Below are 17,218 nucleotides of genomic sequence, written 5' to 3'. Positions count from 1 at the left end.
ACAAAATGAAAGAGTTACACCATTACCAGGGTGTGTATGCGGCGACGGTCTGTCCGATGGATGAGACGGGCAAATACATTGATGAAGCAAGCCTGATTGCGCATTTGCGCCAGGTTTCTCAGGTGGAAGGGATTCGCGGACTGTTGATTAACGGGCATGCGGGCGAAAACTTCGCGCTGTCACGTGCGGAAAAACGCCGGGTGGTGACACTGGCACGTCAGGTGTGCCCGCCAGACACCCTGCTGGTAGCGGGTCTGAATGCGGAGGACAGTTACGATGCTCAGGCTCAGGCCGATGATGCGAAAGCCGCAGGGGCCGACGCCATTCTGCTGTTCCCCCCCTATTCCTGGACGCTCTCTACCGACGATAAAACGGTACTCAATCACCACCGGATCGCCAACCAAAACGCCGCCTTACCGATGATGCTGTATCAATCGGGGGTGAGCAGCGGCGGCATGGCTTATCCACCGAGCCTGCTGCAGCAATTGGTCTGTTTACCTGACGTGGTTGCGGTGAAAGAAGGCAGCTGGGAAACCGCCACCTATGAGGCGAATCTGCGCCTGGTCCGCGAGGTTGCCCCGCACGTCGCAGTGATGGCTTCGGGTGATGAGCATCTGCTGACCTGCTTTGCGCTGGGCACCGATGGCAGCCTGGTGAGCTTGGCGGCGGTCGTCCCGGAACTGGTGGTGGCGCTGTACAACGCGATGCAGGAACAGAACCTCGCTGAAGCGCAACGATTGCACCAGTTTGTTTATCCATTGGCGAAGGAGATTTACGGCACCTGGCCCGGTACCCATGCCAATGCGCGGTTGAAAGCCTGTCTGCATATTGCCGGGCATCTTCCCCACGCCATGCCCCGCCCGCCCGTGCCTGCCGTTGATGACGCGCAGCGCCAGCGGTTAGCGAAGGCGCTGGCTTTTGCACAATCCTTTACTGCCATTTCCTGATTGCAAGCGGAGAACAACATGACGAGTACCCTGATTCGCGGTGGGCGCATTATCACTGCTGTCGACGATTATCACGCCGACATTCTTATTGAGAATGAAAAGATAGTCAGCATCGGGCTGAACCTGCAACCCGGTGCAAACTGCCAGATCATTGAAGCCAGCGGGATGCTGCTGTTTCCCGGTGGTGTCGACTGCCATACCCATATGGAAAATACCTTTGGCCCTTCCGTGACCGCCGATAACTTTAAATCAGGCACCCGCTCGGCAGCATTTGGCGGTACCACCACCATTATCGATTTTGCTTTGCAAAATCATGGTACCAGCCCGTTGCAGGCCATCGAACGCGCACAATCGAAAGCTGACAACGTCGCCAGCATTGATTATGGCTTTCACGTCATCATCACCGAGGTGGACAAACAGGTGCTGGAAGATATGCGCTATGCCATCCGTCATGAAGGTGTTTCCAGCTTCAAAATGTTTATGGCCTATCCGGGTACGGTGATGTCAGACGATGCTGCCATTTTCCAGGCCATGCGCATGGTGGGACAGCATGGCGGCATGGTCGCGCTGCATGCGGAAAACGGCACCATCGTTGAATTGTTAATTCAGGAAGCGCTGGCTCAGGGCCACACCTCCCCCCGCCACCATGCCCTGACGCGTCCCGCCTTGCTGGAAGGTGAAGCGACCCACCGTGGTATCAAACTGGCAGAGCTGGCCGAAGCTCCGGTCTACTTTGTGCATTTGTCAGCAAAAGAAGCGCTTAAACATGTGGTGGAAGCGCGTGACCTGGGCATCCCGGTGTTTGCCGAAACCTGCCCGCATTACCTGTTCTTTGATGAGTCTTCTTACGCTGATAGCGATGAGTCCGACAGCTTTGATGGCGCGCGTTTTGTTATGAGCCCGCCGTTGCGATCCAAAGAAGCACAAAACGCCCTGTGGACAGCACTGAAAACTGATGACCTGCAATTGATCTCCACCGACCATTGCCCCTACTGCATGAAAGAAGGTCACTTAGGAAAAATTAATCAGAAGCCGCTGGGCGCGAATGATTTCTCCAAAATCCCTAACGGCGTGCCCGGTGTCGAGACGCGTATGACCGTGGTGTATGACGGCGGCGTGCGCAGTGGTCGTATCTCGCTGAACCGCTTTGTGGAGCTGATGTCCACGGCCCCGGCCAAGCTTTTCGGTCTTTTCCCGCAAAAAGGCACCATCGCGGTGGGCAGCGATGCCGATATCGTCATCTTCGATCCGAATGAAAAGCACACCATCAGTGCTGCGACACAGCATAGCGACGTTGACTTCACGCTGTTCGAAGGACATCAGGTTCAGGGCAAAGTGAAGAAGGTTTTATTACGTGGTGAGCTGCTGGTTAATGATGACCAGTGGGTGGGCAAAACCGGCCAGGGACGTTTCATTCAACGTGGTGAAGTGGGTAAGTGGTAGGAGAACGTGATGCCTTACTATGACTATCATTGCCCGGACTGCGGCACGTTTGAATTGCGTCGCTCGGTGGCGGAACGCGATCAACCGGCACCCTGTCCGGTCTGCTCGCAACATGCTGAAAGGAAGCTGAGCTTCCAGCCGGTGTTACTGCGCAGTAAACCGGGCGCGGAGGTCCGTAATCCGTTACATGTGGAGGGGTGCCCCTGCTGCCCGGGGCAGATCAAGTAATCCCCGTGGCGAGGGTATGCGTCCGCCGCAGACCCTCGCGCGGCTAGTTGCCTTCGGTGATCCTTTTCATCACGAATGTCGACAGGTTTCTGAGGTGGGTTCTCACTGCCTGGCTGGCCGCTGTGGCATCTCCGCTTTGCCAGGCTCGCAGGATTGCCATATGTTCTTCACGGTCTTCTTCGATGCGGTTAAAGGGGGTGATCAGTTCAAACATCCGGCTCTGAGTGCGGGCCTGTTCAATCATCCGCGCCAGTACGGCATTGCCTGAATGCTGAGCAAAGAGGGTATGTACGGTATCATCAACCTCCCAGTAGGCTTGCTCGGGCTGACCAGCAGATAACGACTGAACCTGATCAGCCAGTTGATCAATCACTCCGGCATCAATTTTGTTGATGGACAGCGCAATCGCTTCGGTTTCCAGCAGTTCGCGGACTTTCATGATTTGAAAATATTCCTGCGCGCTAATGAAGCGGACGGAATAGGAACGTGCGCTTGATCTGACCAGCAACCCTTCACCTTCGAGTCGCAACAACGCTTCACGCAGCGGTGTCCGGGAAATATTAAGTTCTTCAACCAGTCGACCTTCAACTACCGCCCCGCCGCTACGGAGGGTTTTTTCCAGGATCATACGGCGAAGCATCTGATAGGCCACTTCGCCTAACTTTTCTGCAGAGGCTTGTTTTACTGAGGTCACTTGGTACTCACCGTCAAGACATTTACTGGAAAGTATACAATACGTGTACGATTGAAAAAAGCAGTAAAGCCTGATAATTAGTGGACATGAAAAGCCGATAAAACAGGATGATAATTGACTCTGATGTCATCAGGCCCTTACCTCAGTGGCTCACCACCCTCGGTGACGCTGGCGTATCATTCCGGTATGAGCGATCAACGCTGCCTGCGGATATTGAGATGGCCGCATAAAAAGAGATCTAAAATAAGTTTTCAGTATCGACAGGGTAATGATTCCCCCGGACACGGCGGTGAAAAAATAAGAGGGTTCTTTATTTTATTAAGGAATGACTTAATGATTATCACGGCTCATCTTGTTGGCCGTAAATTATTGCAAACGAACTTCACTCCCCCAATGGCTGCTCATAAAATAATGTTGTTACAGCTAATGGGTTGTATTCATTGCCGTGCCAATACCAAAGGCACGGATGGCGTAAAAATAAATCATTCATTATAAATTAAGGGAATAAAATGCATAATATATCGAGAAGAAAATTAATCGTAGCTTCCTTAGGAGCAACGGCACTGGCTGCAACGGGGAGTGTTTTTGCGAAAAGTGGTGAGAGTAACAAGACATCATTGAGAGGAAATAAAATGAGTAGCAAAAGAGCATTGATCATTGTTGATATGCAGAATGATTTCCTTCCTGGCGGTGCGCTTGCGGTTCAGGATAGCGACGTGATTATTCCAGTCATAAATAGCCTGTATGATAAGTTTGATAATATTATTGTAACTCAGGACTGGCATCCGGCAGGACATATCTCTTTTGCCAGCAGTCACGAAGGGAAAAAACCGCTCGATGTTATTGAAACCAGCTATGGTCCGCAGGTTTTATGGCCCGATCATTGCGTGCAGGGCAGCTCAGGGGCTGAAATCAGCAAGCAGGTAAAAACGGACAAAGCACAATTAGTGATTCGTAAAGGCTACAACATAGAGCTGGACAGCTATTCTGCCTTTGAAGAAGCCGATCACAGTACGCCAACAGGACTTGCAGGCTATCTGAATGAGCGCGGGATCAGCGAACTTTATGTGGTGGGTGTGGCGACAGACTTTTGTGTCGGCTGGACTGCAATGGATGCGGTTAAAAAAGGCTTTAACGTCAGCGTCATTGAAGATGCAACGAAAGGGATTGATCTGGACGGTTCTCTCGCTGACGCCTGGGATAAAATGCAGGCCGCTGGCGTTAAGAGAGTTAACTCAGCAGATATCACCGCTGTGGTTCGCGCTTAAATCGCAAAAGGTAGCGAACAATGTTCGCTACCTCCTTCCCGGCTATTTTTGTTCAGCGCTTTTCTGCTGCTTGTTTGCCATATGATGGCCGACAACACATCCAACGGCTGCGCCAATAACGGCATGATGTTTGAGGTGCCCTACCGCAGCACCGACGGCTGCCCCTTTGAGACATCCTTTTGCCTGTGCCTGGGAAGTCACGGACATCAGCAGGCTCAAAGTGATGACCAGGATCGAGATTTTACGCATTTAAGTTCAGTCCACAGGAAATGAGATACTACTCGGGATCTCAGAATAGCGACCGCAATCCAAATGGTGAATAAACAGGTTAAGGAGGTAAGCGGAAAAACTGTAACTCTCTGATTCGACATGTTTCTTACTGAACAATCAGGGGCACAGTGTTTAATTTTTAGTGTGTTTTTTTATGTACATAAAAGTTTGTTGTAACTAACCAGGGAGGGCATTCTTTCAAATCCGTGACTATTTAACAAATTTTGGGTTCAATACTATTAAAGACCACTTAAATAATCATAAGAGAGGCCGTATGCCGCATATTATTCTGAGTGATATCTGTGCCTGCATCAGTGAGCTAAAGAAAAATCCTATAGCAACAGTCAGTGCCGGAGATGGCTTTCCGGTGGCGATACTGAACCGCAATCAACCCGCATTTTATTGTGTACCTGCTGAGCTTTATGAAAAAATGCTCGATGCACTGGACGACCATGGGCTGGTCCAACTGGTTAATGAGCGCAACGATCAGCCATTGCTGGATGTGGACCTGTCGAACGCATGAGATCTTAAATTTTTGACGACGATCTCTCAATCTTTACTCAACTTCTTCCCGCCTCTGCCGATAGTGATCACAGCATAGACTTTTACAGGTCTGTTTTAGCTCGCTTTGAAAAACACCAGGTAGGTAGGACAACCATATCCCGGCCTGCACAGCGATGTGCAGAAGAGGCATCCGTCATGTCCGGCAGGGAAAAATCATGCAGCAAGCCATGAAGGTTACGCCCTTGTCAGCGTAGCCAGAGAAGGCACTGCACATGTCTTATTCAACGGAATAGCGATAACCTCCTGGGGTGTCTTATGTTTGGTGTAAAAAAATTGAGCCTTGCGCTGCATTTCTCCAAAGATGGCAACATAGTGAAGGATATTAATGCGATCAAACAGCATGTGGCATGGATTGAGTTTTTGCCTGATGGCGAAATACTTAGCGCCAACCCGCAGTTTCTTGAGGTTACCGGCTACACCCTGAGTGAAATACAGGGTAAACATCACCGGATTTTCTGTAGTCCGGTTTACAGCCAGTCGCCGGAATACCGCAGCTTCTGGCAGACACTGGCCACAGGCGAGTCGGTCAACGGTATTTTTGAACGCTTTAATAAGCAGCAGCAACGGTTCTATCTCAGCGCCACCTACTTCCCGGTCAGCGATGATAAAGGCAAAGTCTACAAGGTGATTAAAGTCGCCACTGACATTACCGCGCGGCATCAGGAGCTGGAGCACAAAGAAGCCGTCATCACCGCGCTGGATCGTTCAATGGCGGTGATTGAGTTTACTCCCGACGGGCATATCATCGGCGCTAACGACAATTTCCTCACCCACATGGGTTATCAGCTGCCCGCGATTATCGGCAAACATCATCGCATCTTCTGCTACGACAATTTTTACCGTGAGAACCCTGACTTCTGGCAAAAAATCAGTAAAGGCCAGCATTTTGTCGGTCGCTTTGAGCGCAAAACTGCCAGCGGAGAACGTATCTGGCTCGAAGCCAGCTACAATCCTGTCTATGACGCCGATGGCAAGGTTTACAAGGTCATCAAGATTGCGTCGGACATTACCAGCCGCGTTGAAGCCGCAAAACGCGTGGCGGATATCGCGGTGACCACTTCGGAACAAACCTCGCAAATCACCCACAATGCCAATGAAGTGCTGGATGAGACCGTCCGTAATTCGGGCTTGGTGGCACAGCAGGTAAATGCCGCTACCGAGATCGGTGCACAGCTGAACGCCTCCGCCAAAAGCATCAGTGAAGTGGTGGAGTCGATTAACCTGATTGCCTCGCAAACCAATATTCTGGCGTTGAACGCAGCGATTGAATCGGCACGGGCTGGCGAAGCCGGTCGCGGTTTTAGCGTGGTCGCGGGTGAAGTGCGACGGCTGGCGGCTTCCACCTCAACAGCCACGAAAAAAATCACCGAAGTGGTGGAAGAGAATGCGCGCCTGATCCAGCAAATGTATCAACAGCTGGATGAGGTCAAACATTTTGTGGTGACCGAGCAGGATAAAATCAGCGATCTCTCGCGCAGCCTGCGCGAAATCAACCGCGGCGTGCACGAATTTGTTAATGTCATCCATCGTCTGGATGTGTGACTATTTATCGGGACGGGAGCCGAATGGCTCCCCCCTTCTGTCCTGTCAATGCAACATGGAATGACCTGCTTTGAACCCATCAGATTCGAACACAACTCAACCACCATCAGGGCCAATTGCAACCATACAAGGCACGCTGGATCGTTCCGCGCATGCCAGTATCAGGGGATATCTGACCCAGATGCTCTACGCTGTCCATGAATGGTTAAACCTGGCGGAGAATGAAGTGCTGGTGGTTGAAGGACGGGAAGATGTTGATCGCTTCCTGATCGGGGAAGACGGTTGTATTCATGAAGTAAGCGAAACACAACTTAAAGATCTGGCAGAGGCAATCAATATCCGTTCAGATGAAGTGTGGGCATCCATTTTTAATTTTCTGGTTTCCTGGCACTTCCATCGCAGTCATGGCCGCGAGGTGACATTACTGTTTGCTGCCACATCCCAACTGTTGAAGCAACGGACGGCTGCCACCACTGGCATTCGCCAGACCGGCGCTGGCCAGCAACTGGACTTCGAAATCGAGGTCATTCCCGTCTGGCAAAACCTTGCCAGCCGTGAGGCGTCGGAGCAAACGCAGGACATATCCAGGCTGACATCCGCGGTACGCGCCCTGTTTATTCGTCATTTATCCACCTCCCTTCCCGGTGAAAATGATGAAAAGATAACGGCCGAGGCCCGGCACGCCAGAGACGTTCAGCAGGCAATATGCTGGCTGGATGAACAAGACGAGTGGGAGCGCTTTTTTCTCGCGGTCTCCTGGAAACTGGGTATCGAGGGTGTGGCTGCCAGCATGGACACCCTGGAAAGCACGCTGGCGTCCCGTGCTGACACTCAGGACCTCCCGGCATCGGAACTTGCCAGAGCGTTGACGTATCAGGTTCTGCTGGCCGCATCAAAAGCTGACGTGACCAGCCGATGTTTAACCCAGGCACTGCTCACGCAATTTGTCACCAGTATCGCAACGTCATTGCAGAGCTGGGCGACACAAGTTGGACTGGTTCACCTTAACAGCTGGCAATCGTTGCTCAGTGAAACGGTGGAACAACAGGGAGAAAAACTGAACCGCCTTGAAGAGTCGGTATCAACCCTGTTGCCCAATGAAGACGCGGACTGGAAAAGTATCGCCGAATTTTCACGGCTTGCCCGCCGCCGAATTTGTATGGATATCAACCGTTATCAGATGCCACGCCAGCCAGCGCTGCAGTCTCTCCAGGATGCGCTGGGGGAAAGCAGAACGGTGGTGTTGCTGGGCAGTTCCGGCGCGGGTAAATCGGCGCTGGTCAGTCGACATACGCAAATGCTGGAAGATGCCGGTGGATTGACGTTGTGGATTGGCGGTTCCTGGCTGGAACGGTCGGATCTGTCTGCACTGCAACGTGATATCGGCATCAGGCAGCCGCTGGCATCCCTGTTAAAAGCGCATCAGGGCCCGGTGACGGTTGTCATTGATGGTGTTGCCCGTTTTCATGGCAATGAGACCATTGCCATGATTGCCGATTTAAGAGACAGGCTCACCACAGAACAACCTCAACTGGCATGCCAGTTTATCATTACCTGCCAGACCTCTGACTGGGAGGGGGTCTCAGCTAAGTTGCGAAAGGCACGCGTGGACATCTCCGGCTGGAAAATCATTCAGTGCCCCGCCCCCGATCAGACTGAGTTAGCCGAGCTGCTGAAGGTTATCCCGGCAGTGGAACATATCATTCACGATCCCCGCCTGACCTCAATTTGCCAGAACCTGAAGATACTTGACCTGATAGCGCGAAATAGTGAGAACGGCAATCCCGTCACGTGTGATGCCCTGCTCGGCGAAAGCCAGGTTGCTGCATGGTTTTGGGATACCGAGATTACCTATGGCCAGCGCGCTCAGGGGCGCAGTCGTCTGTTAATGAATCTGGCAGCCAAAATGGCTGATTCGCTTTGTTCGGCGGTTTCCGTGACTGACGATGTGCTAAACGATGCCACCAGCCTTGATGAGGTGGTGATTCATCAGTTGCTGGCAGTTGAAAATAACCGCAGCGTGGTTTTTGCCCATGACCTGTTTGGCGACTGGGCAAGGCTGGCAATGCTTAAGTCTCAGGGCAGAGAGTTGATCGCCTTCTTAACCCCCCGCTTATCCTCGCCTTTATGGCACCGGGCTGTCCGCCTGCTGGGTTGCGATCTACTGGAAGGCGCAGGCACGCACCGTGAATGGCAAAAACTGTTGCGGCAATTAAAAGCGGCGGCGGGCGAATCGGCGGCCGACTTATTGCTGGAATCGCTTTTTTTCAGCAGCAACGCATCAGCCAATCTCACGGTGGTGGCGGAACTTCTCCTTGATGAGAAAGAACCGCTGCTGGAACGATTACTGACCCGCTTCCTGGCCTTTGCCACGCAACCGGATCCAATGATAGTTGCGGCAGGACGCCGTATGAACCTCGACGACAATCAGGTTGCTGCCCGCTTCCGTCTGCCCGTGCCACTCTGGTGGCCACCGGTGCTGTCTTTCTTATATGAACACGCTGAACGCGTGGTTCCACTTGCCCCCTCGCAGGTCACTCGCATCACCAGCATGTGGCTACAGTTCACCCAACATGGCGGCATGCTGCGTCAGGAAATCAGTGAGCTGGCATTACGGCTGGGATGTTATGCAATCGAACAGCGGAAGCTGACATCCTCTGACAAACGCGCCATGTTCACCGTCGCACTCTCGGCCGCGCACGAATTGCCGGATAAAACGGCGCAGCTGGCGCTGTTTCTTGCCGAACGCACTACCGCACTGCGTAACGACAGGCAATTTACCCTTCTGTTACCTTATTCAGATGAAGCCATGGAGTTGACAGCGCTTGAAGATGGCCCCCGTAATCCGGTAGATGATGATTTCCGTTACGTGGTTATGGATGGCGTGTCATTGTTACCGCTGATAGTTTCCCGGCCAGCCGTTGCCCGGGAAGTAGTACTGGCCTGCCTTTATGTCTCTGAACAGGAAAAGCTGCAGCGCAGTGGCAGGAACGATGAATGGCGATATGACCTGATACATGATTATCAGAACACCAGTCCGTACTGGGGAAATGGCCCCTTCCGCCTGTTTCTTGAGATCAATTTTGAAGAAGGTCTGGTGTTGATTAGCCGTCTGGTGAATACCCTGGCCCATCGCTGGTGTAGCAGACGCGCAGGAGAAAATAACGCAGACACTGATTCAACGCTTTTTGGTCTCAATACCTCACTGAAACTTGATGTCGAACTGTTTGGCGTCCGTAAAACACTGTGGGGAAATGGCCGCATCCTGGGTTGGTCAGCCTATTTAGGTGATCCATCACCGGAATGCGTTATGACCACCGCGCTGATGGCGCTGGAAAAATTTCTCTACGATAAAATGGATAATAATGAAGACGTAGAGCCTTTCCTGCGCGCGGTATGGCACAGCGCAGAGTCAGTGCCCTTTTTGCAGATACTCATTGATGTGGGTAAAAAGCGCACGGCGTTATTTACTGATGCGCTGATGCCGTTATTGACCTTACCGGAACTGTTTAACTGGACGCTACGCACCGAGTTCCGGGGACGCGCTCATCTTGATATTCCCTCGATTTATATGAACGCGGGTCAGATAAAAAATCAGCGTGATTTTAATCATCTGCCGCACCGTAATGTAAAGCTACAGCATCCCCTGGCCTTGTTTTTATACCTTGAGAACGAGAAAGTCCGCGCTTGTCTTGATGGCAAAACAGCGCAATGGCAAAAAAAGGTGGAGAACATGCCCGCGGGGGAAGAACGGGAGATGTATACCGATCTTATCGATTATTTTACGGCTGCACATTACCAAAAGGGAAAAGAGGACGATGGACAGGTGTACTGGAAAAGAGTGGCAGCGCTAAAACAACGTGAGATGCCCGCAGAATACCGGTCACTTGAGCGTTTTGGTGAACTGACCCGGTTCACATTTCAATGCCAGACGATACGTAGAAACATCAGAAACTTAGATGAATCAGATATTTTAGTCATTGCTGAACATCTGAAATCATTTGTCGAACCGTTATGGCGAGAGGATATGTCCAGTGAATATCATGTCGAAACAGCGGATTTCGTAGAAATCTCTGCATCGGCTAATGCCCTGGCGGGAGGGATTGCCGTTATCCTCTGCTATTACGGTGAACAGAGCAAACCCGATGCCTCTTTGCTGGCCTGGTGTCGGGATACCTTGCTGGAACTGGTTCGTTCTCCCCCTCCTCTCAATGCTATTCACACCCATACCAATGGGTCTGACTGGAGCTGGGATGTCTCGGCTGCACAGGCTGCGATGGCATTATGGCAAGCGGATCAGGATGATGCAGGTCTGCGCCTTCTGGTGGCACGGATGGCATTCTCATTCCACAACGAAGCCGTTAAGCAATTGTCAGAAGCAGCCACGCGTTTAGGACCTGAATTTTATCAGGACATATTTAGGCTGCGCAGGCTGTTTTATGAATCAGCATGGCTTCGCAGCCGTATTGAACGCAGAAGATGGATACAATATTTACCTTCCGCACCCGATGAGGCTTTTTTCACCGCTGAGGACGACAACGTAAATCTCTGGTTCCACGATATTCTTGCCGCGTTCGTCGAAGGCAAGCTGGAATGCCCAACTGCGGACTGGCGAGATATGGATACCTCTGCTTACCTCGCAGCTTACGATGACGATTTTAATCGATCGGGTTACAACCGAGGTCTGGATTTCGAACTGATTTGGGATGCTAACAAAACCACCTGTTCTCTGGACGACGCGCTCCCCAAGGCTGAGCGACGTTACAGAATCAACTTTCTGTTTAACGCGCTTAAATCCCGTATTGATTTAATCAACGCGCTGCCAGAAAAACGATCGTCAGATGCGGCCTATCTGCCATCCGCTGACATCGACCTGATCAATCAGATAGCTTTAGCCTGTTTACAGCTGAAGCCTGATGAACAGCCCGAGTACTGCTGGGGGCTACTGTTAAGTCTTCCCCTGTCCTGTGCATCCTGGTGCGACTATTTTCTGTCAGATCTTTACAGGCACGGTCTCACTGACCAATTATCGCGGGATAAACTTGCGCTGTTAATTGACCGGTACAACAACATGGTTGTGGTCCTGCCCGAGGATAAAAAATGGGGAAGCCATCATGATATCTGGCAATCGTTAAGCGGAATAAAAGGTTCACTGCTTGATTGCTGGACGCGTGACTGCGCCGACTTCGCACCGCTGGTATGGAACAATATTCGCGGGCACTGCGAGGCTGACAAAGCTGATGTGACATATCTCACTACGGTAGCTCGCTGGCTGGGGACCCCGGCGGCTGAAGCCTTGCGGATTGAGGGATTACATCTTTTGCTTCAGCTGCCGGAAGCAGCAGATGCCGTCTGGCACAGGCAAGACCAGGAAGATGCAAAAGACCGTCTTGCCAGCTTACTTCAGCAAGTCTGGCGAGCATCCGAAGATGATATTTGCAGCAATGATGGCTACAAGGCGGATTTTATGTCACTGCTGCAATGGCTGGCAGACCATCAGCATCCCATCGGGCTGGAGCTGACCGGTAAGATTGGCAACCTCTGAGGGCTTCAGAGGTTTAAATCAGCAAACATCTCGACGAAAGGCATGATCACCGAGGCATCGTGACTGGCGTGCTGATACAGCAGCCAGGTGCGGCTTTTCAGCGTCTCCCCCGCCACCTGCAACGGCTGGCACCACAGCCGTTCTGACAGGGGCTGGTAGCTCGATACAATGGCATAACCGAGGCCGCGCTCCACCATCGCCAGACAGACCTCCAGCTTATCCACCTGCATCGCCACGCGCGGTGCCAGGGTGAAATTGGCGTTCCACCAGCGCTCAATCAGATGAGTGATATGGCCGCCATGATTGATACGTATCTGCGGCAGCTGCGGCAATAATCGCAGGTCGAGTGGCTGCTGGCTGACCAGCCAGTAATCATCGATGTCCACCAGCCGCTTACCATCACGCCAGTGATAATCATCTTTCACCAGCGCGGCATGCACTTCATCACGCTGTAATTTTTGATACATCTCTTCACTTAAACCACTGACCAGATTGACGCGGATACCGCTGTGCTGCTCGCTGAAGCGCGCCAGAATTTCGGGCAAACGATAGGCAGCAAAGTTGCTGGTGACGCCAAGGCGCAATTCCCCCTGGCGTGGCTGGCTGAGGCTGTGCAGGGTCTGCCGCAGCTGTTGCGATTCCTGCAACATCTTACCGGCGTGCTGCGCCAGATAACGCCCCTGGGCGCTGAAAATCAGGCTGCGACCGCTCTCCTCGAACAATTGCACATTAAGTTTGCGCTCAATCTGCTTCAGCCGATAACTCAGTGCGGGTTGTGAGGTATACAGCTGCTGCGCCGCACGCGTGATGTTCTGGTGCTGCCAGACGGTAAAAATGATCAGCCAGTCTTTTTCGTTCATCTCTGCTTTCCTGTTTTCACTCATCCATAAAATAATTTTTGTCTTGATGACGCAAGTAATAAAAAAGCTCAATTGGGCTTTTATGACAAAGCGGGGTATATCTGAATAACAGGATTTAATTCAATAAATTAGATGCACCAATTTGGCACCTATGGAGTCTGCACTGCACCATGACCGAGCAAAAGCAAAAAATTATTTATGCTGTAGAAGCGATTCGCGATGCGATGAGCGCGCTGGCGCGTGAGATTCACGGCGATCCGGAGCTAAGTTTCCAGGAACATCGTGCGGCACAACGGCTTCAGGCACCGCTGGCGGCCGCTGGCTTTGCACTGACGCAACCGCTGGCCGGACTGGACACTGCCTTTTGTGCTCGTTACGACACCGGTCATCCCGGCCCCCGCCTGGTGCTGCTGGCGGAATATGACGCCCTGGCCGAACTGGGCCACGCCTGTGGCCATAACCTGATCGGCAGTGCCTCGGTAGCCGCCGCGCTGGCGCTGGTGAACAGCGGTACGCTGACCCACGGCAGCCTGGAAGTGATGGGCACCCCGGCCGAAGAAGAAGGCGGCGGCAAAATCATCATGGCCAATGCCAGGTTGTTTGACAGAGCAGACGCCGTGATGATGTTCCACCCCCGCGAGAAAAACATGGTGACGCGCGGCGCGCTGGCCTGCGTGGATGCGGTGTTTAAGTTTTATGGTAAAGCGGCACATGCCGCCTCGGCTCCGCATCTGGGTATCAGTGCGCTGGATGGGGTGATTCAGACCTTCGTTGGGGTGAACGCACTGCGTCAGTTCTTTACCGACGATGTCCGTGTGCACGGCATCATCACCCACGGCGGCAGCGCAACTAATATCGTCCCGGCCTATGCGGAAGCGAAATTTCTGCTGCGCGCTGCCACCATGAGTGGTCTGCACATTGTCCGGCAGAAAGTGTTTGCGGCGGCCGAAGCGGCGGCAGCGATGAGCGGAGCACGGCTGGAAATTGAAGAAGGGCTGACCTATGCCGAACGCAATAACAATCTGGCGCTGGCCGGGCTATTCCAGCGCAACCTGGAACAGCTGGGACTGACTGCCGAAGCGCCACCGGAGCGTGGCGGCGTGGGTTCATCGGATATCGGCAATGTCAGCCAGATCACCGCCGCCATCCACCCTTACCTGCGTATTGGCGATGTGGTGCCACATACGCCGGAATTTGCAGCCGCAGCCGGTTCGGATGCGGGCATGGAAGCCATGCTGAATGCCGCCAAAGCCATGGCGATGACGGCACTCGATTTGCTCGACCCTGCGGCCTTGCAGGCGGTTCGTGATGAATTCACCGCCTGGCGTTCTGTTCACTATCCTGCTGGAGAATCCCAATGAAGTCTGCTGTAACCCTGTTAACGCTGATGACGATGGCGCTGAGTGCGCAGGCATGGTCGGCCGGTGAAACGCTGCGCGTCGGCGCGGACCTGAGCTATCCCCCGTTCCAGTATCGTGATGCATCAGGTACTCCGACCGGTTTTGAAATCGATATCACCAACGCGGTATGTAAAGCGGTACAGGTGAAGTGTGAGTATGTGGTGAGCAGTTTTGATGCCGAGATTCCATCATTGATGGCGCGCAAAGTGGATTTTATCTCCCCCCTGGGAGCCACAGCGAAACGTCAGAAATCGATTGATTTCAGCGATTTTATCTACCATATCCCCACCAAACTGGTCGCGCATAAAGGCAGTAACTTGCAACCCGATGCCACCTCGTTGCAGGGCAAGCGCATCGCTGTACAACAGGGCTCAATCCAGGAGATGTACGCCAATAAATACTGGGCACCTAAAGGGGTGGATATCGTGATGTACCCCGATCAGGATGTGATCTATCAGGATCTGGCCGCAGGGCGTCTCGATGGTGCGCTCAGCCCCGGTGTGGCGGTCACCTACGGCTTCCTCAACAAACCGGAAGGCAAAGACTTTGCGCTGATCGGCCCGGAAGTGCGTGATGACCTGCTGTTCAGCATTGGCTCGGCTTACGGTGTACGCAAAGGTGATGAAAAGATACAGAAACTCCTCAACGCCGGGCTGGCTAAAGTGATGGCCGATGGCACCTGGGAAAAAGTGAAACAGCATTACTTCGGCGATCTGGAGATGAAAGTCACGCGCACGGAGCCAGTGAATGCAGCCCAGTGAGTGGCAGACCATCATGCGGCAATTGCTGGATGCATTTGCCGATCTGCACCGACTTTCCGGCAGTGAAGATGCCGAGCAAAGTGCAGAGGTACTGTGCTCGCTGCTGAAGCTGCACGGTATCCCCTTCACGCGTGAAAGCTGTACGCTGTTGCTGAGCGATCCTCTCTCCGCCAGCCTGAGCCTGCCGGCCTTTCCTGCCATGCAGTTTCAGGCCAAAACCCGCTCTTTCTCTGCCAGCTGCCCGCAGGGCTGCGAAGCAGAGCTGTTCTATGATCGCCAGTCGATGTCATTTGTCACCGATGCGGCGGCTGCCACCTGGGCCGCATCAGTACGCGGCAAACTGGTGGTGGCCGACCAGGGCTTTGAAGATTATGTGCAGCGGCTGATGCAGGCGGGCGCAGCGGGACTGATTCATATCTGGGGATCCGCGGAAACCGCGCTGCATGAGGAGACCGTCGGGCCGATCTGGGGTTCACCGGTGCCGGATGATGCGGTGCGTTATCCCACCCTCCCGGTCATCTCCATCAATCAGCATCAAGGGCAGATGCTGCTGGGCCTGTTACAGCAGCAGCCGCTGCGGGCGAGGATCACCACGGAAGTGCGTGAGCATGTTGCACGCTGTTCACTGCCAGTGGTGGACATTCCCGGTGAAAGCGATGAGTTTGTGTTGCTCTCGTCACACTACGACTCATGGCACCAGGGCCTCACCGACAATGCTACGGGTAATGCGTTATGTCTGGCGATGGCTTTGGCGTTTTCCCGCTATCCGCAGCCGCTAAAGCGCGGTCTGCGCATTGCCTGGTGGCCGGGGCATTCGAATGCACGTTATGGCGGCTCGGCATGGTATGCCGATAGCCATCGCACCGAACTGCTGCGTCATGCCGTGGCGCATATCAATGTTGATTCGCCGGGTTGTGTCGATGGCGTTGAACTGGTGATCAATGCCAGCGGTGCCGAATCGCCCGCATGGCTGAATCAGGCGGTGTATGCCGTGACCGGAAAAGCGGCTGAGCGCATTACGCCGCTCGGCAAAGGGGCCGATCAATCTTTCTGGGGAGTCAGCATCCCGCTGCACTTCGCCTTGCGCGAAACCCCGCAGGTGCGCACCACCCTGTCCCCTGGCAGCGGTGGTGGCTGGTGGTGGCATACGGAAGAAGATACACAGGATAAAGTGGATGAAGACCTGTTGCTGCGTGATGCACAGATTCATTACCACTGGTTGCAGCAGCTGCTTAATGAGGATGCGCTACCGCTGGACCCGCAACATTATCTGCAACAGATGAGCGATGCGCTGGCGCAGTTGCAAAGTGCGGTCGATCCGGCGTTTTCCCTGCAATCCTGGGCAAGATGGTTCGATGCTTTGCAACAGGAATGTGCCTCACCCCATCACCCAGGGAGCCTGCATACCGCCATTGCCCTCTGGCATCGGTTGCGTTACCGCGCCAGCGATGATTACCATCCGGACCTGAGTTATCACGGCGGGGCCTTTCCGGGGATGCAGCTGTTGTGTGGTCACCGACGTGAGACCTGTAGTGACCGCTACTGGCTGATGCTGGAGACGCAATATATCCGCCAGCTGGCAAGGGGTGAGGAGTTGCTGGAGCAAAGCCTGGCAGCGTTACAGGCCGGGAAATGATGATGTCACGCAGCGGGAGGAGGAAACTGCCGCTGGCGTCTACAGTTATTCTATCGTTCC

At 53.3% G+C, this 17,218-nt stretch carries 14 protein-coding genes; 11 read left to right on the top strand and 3 right to left on the bottom strand.

Annotation, left to right across the window (positions count from 1 at the left end; genetic code table 11):
• Positions 1 to 5 precede the first annotated feature (5 nt).
• From CUN67_RS23995 to CUN67_RS23985, 3 genes are read left to right on the top strand one after another with little or no spacing between them, the layout of a single operon-like run.
• Positions 6 to 947: a dihydrodipicolinate synthase family protein gene (locus CUN67_RS23995; RefSeq protein ID WP_208717994.1), complete on the top strand. Its 942-nt coding sequence runs from the start codon at positions 6 to 8 to the stop codon at positions 945 to 947.
• An 18-nt stretch (positions 948 to 965) separates the two neighbouring features.
• A complete protein-coding gene (gene hydA / locus CUN67_RS23990) occupies positions 966 to 2,390 on the top strand; it encodes a dihydropyrimidinase (protein WP_208717993.1) in 1,425 nt (474 codons plus the stop codon).
• A 9-nt stretch (positions 2,391 to 2,399) separates the two neighbouring features.
• Positions 2,400 to 2,618, top strand: a complete 219-nt coding sequence (locus tag CUN67_RS23985) for an FmdB family zinc ribbon protein (RefSeq protein ID WP_208717992.1) — start codon at positions 2,400 to 2,402, stop codon at positions 2,616 to 2,618.
• A 43-nt stretch (positions 2,619 to 2,661) separates the two neighbouring features.
• On the opposite strand, the gene CUN67_RS23980 is transcribed toward CUN67_RS23985, so the two are convergent.
• On the bottom strand, positions 2,662 to 3,312 hold the full coding sequence (locus CUN67_RS23980; RefSeq protein WP_254711474.1) for a GntR family transcriptional regulator: 651 nt from the start codon (positions 3,310 to 3,312) through the stop codon (positions 2,662 to 2,664).
• A 114-nt stretch (positions 3,313 to 3,426) separates the two neighbouring features.
• Between CUN67_RS23980 and CUN67_RS23975 the strand changes: the two genes are divergently transcribed.
• Together CUN67_RS23975 and pncA are read left to right on the top strand one after the other, a co-directional pair.
• Entirely contained in the window at positions 3,427 to 3,807 is a 381-nt protein-coding gene (locus tag CUN67_RS23975) for a hypothetical protein (protein WP_208717991.1), read from the top strand.
• 14 nt (positions 3,808 to 3,821) lie between these two features.
• Complete coding sequence (gene pncA / locus CUN67_RS23970; protein ID WP_208717990.1) at positions 3,822 to 4,580, top strand: bifunctional nicotinamidase/pyrazinamidase; 759 nt, start codon at positions 3,822 to 3,824, stop codon at positions 4,578 to 4,580.
• A 42-nt stretch (positions 4,581 to 4,622) separates the two neighbouring features.
• Here the strand turns inward: pncA and CUN67_RS23965 are convergent, their stop codons facing one another.
• Positions 4,623 to 4,829, bottom strand: coding sequence for a glycine zipper domain-containing protein (locus CUN67_RS23965; RefSeq protein WP_208717989.1), 207 nt, complete (start codon positions 4,827 to 4,829; stop codon positions 4,623 to 4,625).
• Between the two features lie 295 nt (positions 4,830 to 5,124).
• Between CUN67_RS23965 and CUN67_RS23960 the strand changes: the two genes are divergently transcribed.
• The 3 genes from CUN67_RS23960 to CUN67_RS23950 all read left to right on the top strand — a co-directional run bounded on the left by CUN67_RS23960 (position 5,125) and on the right by CUN67_RS23950 (position 12,501).
• Positions 5,125 to 5,373: a type II toxin-antitoxin system Phd/YefM family antitoxin gene (locus tag CUN67_RS23960; protein ID WP_208717988.1), complete on the top strand. Its 249-nt coding sequence runs from the start codon at positions 5,125 to 5,127 to the stop codon at positions 5,371 to 5,373.
• A gap of 296 nt (positions 5,374 to 5,669) precedes the next feature.
• Positions 5,670 to 6,956: a methyl-accepting chemotaxis protein gene (locus CUN67_RS23955; RefSeq protein ID WP_208717987.1), complete on the top strand. Its 1,287-nt coding sequence runs from the start codon at positions 5,670 to 5,672 to the stop codon at positions 6,954 to 6,956.
• A 181-nt stretch (positions 6,957 to 7,137) separates the two neighbouring features.
• Positions 7,138 to 12,501, top strand: coding sequence for a hypothetical protein (locus tag CUN67_RS23950; RefSeq protein WP_208717986.1), 5,364 nt, complete (start codon positions 7,138 to 7,140; stop codon positions 12,499 to 12,501).
• A 5-nt stretch (positions 12,502 to 12,506) separates the two neighbouring features.
• Here CUN67_RS23950 and CUN67_RS23945 read toward each other — a convergent pair whose 3' ends face one another.
• Entirely contained in the window at positions 12,507 to 13,361 is an 855-nt protein-coding gene (locus tag CUN67_RS23945; RefSeq protein WP_208717985.1) for a LysR family transcriptional regulator, read from the bottom strand.
• Between the two features lie 170 nt (positions 13,362 to 13,531).
• Between CUN67_RS23945 and CUN67_RS23940 the strand changes: the two genes are divergently transcribed.
• From CUN67_RS23940 to CUN67_RS23930, 3 genes are read left to right on the top strand one after another with little or no spacing between them, the layout of a single operon-like run.
• Positions 13,532 to 14,722, top strand: a complete 1,191-nt coding sequence (locus tag CUN67_RS23940) for a M20 family metallopeptidase (RefSeq protein WP_208717984.1) — start codon at positions 13,532 to 13,534, stop codon at positions 14,720 to 14,722.
• On the top strand, positions 14,719 to 15,522 hold the full coding sequence (locus tag CUN67_RS23935) for a transporter substrate-binding domain-containing protein (RefSeq protein WP_208717983.1): 804 nt from the start codon (positions 14,719 to 14,721) through the stop codon (positions 15,520 to 15,522). Before CUN67_RS23940 ends, CUN67_RS23935 begins: the two co-directional genes overlap by 4 nt.
• Positions 15,509 to 17,158 (top strand): M28 family metallopeptidase, encoded by a 1,650-nt coding sequence (locus CUN67_RS23930; protein WP_208717982.1) that lies wholly within the window; start codon positions 15,509 to 15,511, stop codon positions 17,156 to 17,158. The genes CUN67_RS23935 and CUN67_RS23930 overlap by 14 nt, the downstream gene beginning before the upstream one ends.
• Positions 17,159 to 17,218 lie beyond the last annotated feature (60 nt).

The sequence above is a fragment of the Pantoea cypripedii genome (genome assembly GCF_011395035.1).
Taxonomy (GTDB): Bacteria; Pseudomonadota; Gammaproteobacteria; order Enterobacterales; family Enterobacteriaceae; genus Pantoea; species Pantoea cypripedii_A.
Note: the sequence above shows the minus strand (reverse complement) of the source record. Positions and strands in the feature narration are given on the sequence as shown.

Excerpts from the sequence above, each read along its gene's own strand:
- CUN67_RS23965 (WP_208717989.1), bottom strand. The coding sequence starts at position 4,829 with ATGCGTAAAATCTCGATCCTGGTCATCACTTTGAGCCTGCTGATGTCC.
- CUN67_RS23960 (WP_208717988.1), top strand. The coding sequence starts at position 5,125 with ATGCCGCATATTATTCTGAGTGATATCTGTGCCTGCATCAGTGAGCTA.
- CUN67_RS23935 (WP_208717983.1), top strand. The coding sequence starts at position 14,719 with ATGAAGTCTGCTGTAACCCTGTTAACGCTGATGACGATGGCGCTGAGT.
- CUN67_RS23930 (WP_208717982.1), top strand. The coding sequence starts at position 15,509 with ATGCAGCCCAGTGAGTGGCAGACCATCATGCGGCAATTGCTGGATGCA.
- CUN67_RS23955 (WP_208717987.1), top strand. The coding sequence starts at position 5,670 with ATGTTTGGTGTAAAAAAATTGAGCCTTGCGCTGCATTTCTCCAAAGAT.
- CUN67_RS23950 (WP_208717986.1), top strand. The coding sequence starts at position 7,138 with ATGCTCTACGCTGTCCATGAATGGTTAAACCTGGCGGAGAATGAAGTG.
- CUN67_RS23945 (WP_208717985.1), bottom strand. The coding sequence starts at position 13,361 with ATGAACGAAAAAGACTGGCTGATCATTTTTACCGTCTGGCAGCACCAG.
- CUN67_RS23995 (WP_208717994.1), top strand. The coding sequence starts at position 6 with ATGAAAGAGTTACACCATTACCAGGGTGTGTATGCGGCGACGGTCTGT.
- pncA (WP_208717990.1), top strand. The coding sequence starts at position 3,822 with ATGCATAATATATCGAGAAGAAAATTAATCGTAGCTTCCTTAGGAGCA.
- hydA (WP_208717993.1), top strand. The coding sequence starts at position 966 with ATGACGAGTACCCTGATTCGCGGTGGGCGCATTATCACTGCTGTCGAC.
- CUN67_RS23940 (WP_208717984.1), top strand. The coding sequence starts at position 13,532 with ATGACCGAGCAAAAGCAAAAAATTATTTATGCTGTAGAAGCGATTCGC.
- CUN67_RS23985 (WP_208717992.1), top strand. The coding sequence starts at position 2,400 with ATGCCTTACTATGACTATCATTGCCCGGACTGCGGCACGTTTGAATTG.